Genomic DNA, 1,146 nt, shown 5'->3' with positions numbered 1-1,146 from the left:
AAGATTTATGTCAGTTTGTTTTGAGACTGTAAATATTATTATGAAGAGCCGTATGCGGGAAAGCCGCACGTACGGTTCTGTGAGGGGCTTACATTGTGAGGTGTAAGTCTACTCGACTGTGGAGAGATTTCCTGAACTTTCCTTATTTTTCAAGGCTTACAGCCTCTTAGATAGTGAAATGATATGTATTTTCCCTTATCTTTGCCCTTATGCGGAATCCGCAAGGGAAATAAGGGAAATTTTTAGTTAAGCATTGCTCACTACTTTATCAAGAAGTCTTGCGGAATCCCGTTTTGCTTTTCTTGTTGAGTGAGCGTAAATATTCATTGTGGTACTGACATCAGAGTGTCCTAACAGTTCCTGTACATCTTTCGGTGCAGCCCCATTGGAAAGCAGATTGCTGGTGTAGGTGTGACGTAACTGGTGGAAATGGAAATCTTCAAATCCTTCCAGTTTCTTTGACACTGATCTGCATACAATGCTGAGTGTACTCGGCAGTTCCAAAGAGCCATCCGGTCTTAAGCAGACAAAGGAGATTTCTTTGTAATCTGCCGGGACTTCCTGCGTTCCGTCAAGGTGATAGTATTCATAATAGACTCTGTTTTTCACATGCACCTCTTTGTAGTAATTGCGGTGATATAATTCGCCATACTGCATCCGGTTTTTGAGTTGTTCCTTTCTGGCAGCTTTCAGTATTTCAGTCAGGGTATCGCCAAAATCAACAATCCTAACTTTTTTCCGCTTCGTTGGTCCAATAATGTTTTTGTGTTTCATGCCGTCGTAGCGGATACTGCGTTTTATGGTCAGGCATTGTTCCTCAAGGTTAATGTCCTGCCATGTAAGACCACAGGTTTCTCCGATACGGAGCCCGGCATAATACGCAATCTGAATCGGTAGAATGGCAGGTGGGTTTTTCTTTTCCAGATACTTGATAAGTTGCTCGTAATCATCATGCGAAATCGGTTGTGTGCCTTCTTCCACTTCATCATCGGAAAAGAGGTCAACTTCCTCTGCCTGTCGTTTCAGTTTGATATATTGCATCGGATTGAAACTGATTAGTTGTTTTGGAAATACTGCAAAACGGAATGACTGCTGTAACACTGCGGAAAAAGAATGGATATAATCTTTGCTGTATCCCTTTCTTAC

Annotated in this window: 1 protein-coding gene; it reads right to left on the bottom strand. The window is 42.0% G+C overall.

Translation table 11 applies throughout. The features are described from left to right. Positions 1-246: 246 nt before the first annotated feature. The coding region (locus H8716_RS17455; RefSeq protein WP_249310229.1) for a tyrosine-type recombinase/integrase at positions 247-1,146 on the bottom strand (900 nt) is incomplete at its 5' end.

This window comes from Jingyaoa shaoxingensis, from assembly GCF_014385005.1.
GTDB classification, from domain to species: Bacteria; Bacillota; Clostridia; order Lachnospirales; family Lachnospiraceae; genus Marvinbryantia; species Marvinbryantia shaoxingensis.
The sequence above is the reverse complement of the archived record's forward strand: the minus strand, read 5'-3'. Positions and strand labels throughout refer to the sequence as shown.